Here is a 3,292-nt window from a genome sequence, read left to right on the forward strand (position 1 = left end):
TCGGCGGTCAGGTCCTGAACGGCATGGACCGGGACCATGCGGGAAAGCTGCGCCTCGATCTGGTCGATCACCGCCGGGGTGCCGCGGGTGACGATGGTGATGCGCGAGCGGTGGCCCGTGTGATCCACCTCCGCGACGGTCAGGCTGTCGATGTTGTAGCCGCGCCCCGAGAAGAGGCCGATGACGCGGGCCAGAACGCCCGGCTCGTTCTCGACGATCACGGCGAGGGTATGGCTCTCCTCGACCTCGGACAGGGCCGAGCGAAGGTCATAGGCGGAATGGCTGGTCGAGCCCTTCTTGATGTTCAGTGCGGACATGGGTCCTACCTTCCGTTGGATGTTTGCATGGGGTCAGAAGCCGATCCAGGCCGGGCGGCCGATGCGGCGGATGAGGGCGTAGATCAGAAGCGGGCCGATGATCCCGGCCAGCGTGCCGAGGATCATGTGCAGCGTCAGGTCGGGGGTGAAACGGGCCAGCACGGCGCGGGTGCCGGCGGAGAAGATGGTATGGGCGAGGTAGATGCCCATCGATGCAAGGCCAAGCCAGGCGAGGAGGCGGAGCGGCGCCGACTGACGACCGGCCGCGAGGATGTGGATCATCGCCAGCGCGGCCAGCGAGAGGCCGATGCCGAGGAGTTGGCGGGGCAAAAGCGTGTGGGGCAGCTGGAAGCTCAGAAGCTGGAGGGCCGCGAAGATCACGGCGGCAAGGGCGAAGGCGAGGGCGCCTGCCGGGCGCCAGCGGGTCTGTCCAAGGGCAAGCCCGGCCAGGAAGGCCCCGGCATAGGTCGCCGCGCCGAAGGTCCAGGGGGTCAGGCCGGGGGTAAAGCTGGAGGCGAGGATCACCACCGCGGCAAGGATCGCCCAGGTGATGCCGGAGAGCGGCCCGGTGACGAACCGGATCAGGGCAAGCGCTGCCAGCTGCTGCAGGAAAAGCGCCCAGAGGAACCAGAAATGGTCGCGCGGGGGCAGGGGCCAGAAGATCAGGCTCTGCCAGCCTTCGACCTGCGCATTGGCATGGTCCCCGGCGGCCAGCCGCGCGGCGGCGAAGAGATAGGTCCAGAGGAGAAGCGGCCAGAGGAGCCGCGTCACCCGGCTGACCGCGGCCTCTCCCAGCGGGCGGCGCAGGGCCCAGGACTGGAAGGTCATGCCGGACAGAAGGAAGAACATCGGCATGTGGAAGTTGTAGATCAGATGGTCGATGGTCTGGAACAGGCGCTGGTCCCCGATCATCCCCGCCGTGTCGAGCCCCCGCCAGGCATGGCCGATCACCACCAGGATGATGCCGACACCCTTGGCGACGTCGAGCGAGAGGTCGCGGGTCTTCCCTGCAGGTTCGGCGGTAAGGGTCATCGCGTCTGATCCTGTGTGCCTGCGACGATGCGGTCCCCGGACCCACGCCCGGGGACCGCATCCGTCACACCAGCACCGCCCCCGACCGGAACGCATCGGCATCGGCGGAGAGCAGCATCTCGTTGTGCGGCTTGCCGGAGGGGATCATCGGGAAGCAGTTCTCGTGCTTTTCGACCAGGCAGTCGAAGATCACCGGGCCGTCATAGGCGATCATCTCGCGGATCGCGTCGTCGAGGTCCTTGGGGTCCTTGCACTGGATGCCCTTGCAGCCGAAGGCCTCGGCCAGCTTCACGAAATCGGGCAGGCTTTCGCTCCAGGACGACGAATAGCGCTCGCCGTGCAGCAGTTCCTGCCACTGGCGCACCATGCCCAGGCGTTCGTTGTTCAGGATGAACTGCTTGACCGGGGCGCGGAACTGCATCGCGGTGCCCATTTCCTGCATGTTCATCAGCCAGGACGCCTCGCCCGCGACGTTGATCACCAGCGCCTCGGGGTGGGCGACCTGCACGCCGATGCTGGCGGGCAGCCCGTAGCCCATCGTCCCCAGGCCCCCGGAGGTCATCCAGCGGTTCGGGTCCTCGAAGCCCAGGAACTGCGCGGCCCACATCTGGTGCTGGCCCACTTCCGTGGTGATGTAGCGGTCCATGCCCTTGGTCAGGGCCTCCAGCCGTTCCAGCGCATATTGCGGCTTGATGGTCTTCTCGGACGGCTTGTAGCTGAGGCATTTCACCGCCCGCCATTCGTCGATCTGCTTCCACCATTGCGCGAGACCGCGCTGGTCGGTCTTCGACCCCCGCGCGCGCCACTGGCGGAGGACCTCCTCCAGCACCTTCGTCACGTCGCCGACGATGGGCACGTCGACATGGATGACCTTGTTGATCGAGGAGGGGTCGATGTCGATATGTGCCTTCTTCGACTTCGGGCTGAAGTCCTTCACCCGCCCGGTGATCCGGTCGTCGAACCGCGCGCCGATGTTGATCATCAGGTCGCAGCCGTGCATGGCGAGATTGGCCTCGTAAAGCCCGTGCATCCCCAGCATCCCCAGCCAGTTCTTGCCGCTGGCCGGATAGGAGCCCAGCCCCATCAGCGTAGAGGTGATGGGGAAGTTGGTCTCGGCCACCAGTTCCCGCAGCAGCGCGCTGGCATGGGGGCCGGAGTTCACCACCCCGCCGCCGGTATAGAGGATCGGGCGCTCGGCCTGTTCCATCAGTTCGACCAGTTGCGCGATGCGGTCGGGGTCGCCCTCGGTCCGCGGCTGGTAATGCGCGACCTTGGCCTTTTCCGCCGGCACATAATCCGCGGTGGCGAATTGCACGTCCTTCGGAATGTCGATCAGCACCGGGCCGGGGCGGCCGTGGGTCGCGACATGGAAGGCCTGGTGGATGGTCTCGGCCAGTTTCGCGGTGTCCTTCACCAGCCAGTTCATCTTGGTGCAGGGCCGGGTGATGCCGACGGTATCGGCCTCCTGGAACCCGTCGGTGCCGATCATGAAGGTCGGAACCTGGCCGGTCAGCACGACGATCGGGATCGAATCCATCAGCGCATCGGTCAAGCCGGTGACGGCATTGGTCGCGCCGGGGCCGGATGTCACCAGCGCCACGCCGGGCTTGCCGGTCGACCGGGCATAGCCCTCGGCCATATGGACGGCACCCTGTTCGTGGCGCACCAGCACATGGCGGATGTCGTTCTGCTGGAAGATCTCGTCATAGATCGGAAGCACCGCGCCGCCGGGATAGCCGAAGACGACCTCGACGCCCTGGTCCTTCAGGGCTTGGATCACCATTCTTGCTCCGGTCATCTGCTTCGTCATTTCCGTCTCCGCCTTTGCGCAACAAAAAGCCCCCGAGGTTTCCTCCGGGGGCGCATGGGAACCACTATGGTCAACCGTCACCGGCCCATGCGCTTCCTTCCTACGATGACAAGAAGTCTGGCCATTGGCCCAT

At 66.0% G+C, this 3,292-nt stretch carries 3 protein-coding genes; all 3 read right to left on the bottom strand.

All coding sequences use genetic code 11. The features are described 5' to 3' along the window. Positions 1-317 (bottom strand): acetolactate synthase small subunit (gene ilvN / locus V7Q39_RS20245; protein ID WP_333818419.1); only part of this gene is annotated, 317 nt, incomplete at its 3' end. A gap of 33 nt (positions 318-350) precedes the next feature. Next, positions 351-1,349 carry an acyltransferase family protein gene (locus tag V7Q39_RS20250; RefSeq protein ID WP_333818420.1) on the bottom strand — a complete coding sequence of 333 codons (999 nt, stop codon included), beginning with the start codon at positions 1,347-1,349 and terminating at the stop codon, positions 351-353. 64 nt (positions 1,350-1,413) lie between these two features. Continuing rightward, on the bottom strand, positions 1,414-3,159 hold the full coding sequence (locus tag V7Q39_RS20255; protein ID WP_333818421.1) for an acetolactate synthase 3 large subunit: 1,746 nt from the start codon (positions 3,157-3,159) through the stop codon (positions 1,414-1,416). Positions 3,160-3,292: the final 133 nt, after the last annotated feature.

The organism is Tabrizicola sp. (assembly GCF_036781545.1).
Classification (GTDB): Bacteria; Pseudomonadota; Alphaproteobacteria; order Rhodobacterales; family Rhodobacteraceae; genus Tabrizicola.

What these genes read in the sequence shown, in the direction of transcription:
- V7Q39_RS20250 (WP_333818420.1), bottom strand. Translation starts at nt 1,349, where the DNA reads ATGACCCTTACCGCCGAACCTGCAGGGAAGACCCGCGACCTCTCGCTC.
- V7Q39_RS20255 (WP_333818421.1), bottom strand. Translation starts at nt 3,159, where the DNA reads ATGACGAAGCAGATGACCGGAGCAAGAATGGTGATCCAAGCCCTGAAG.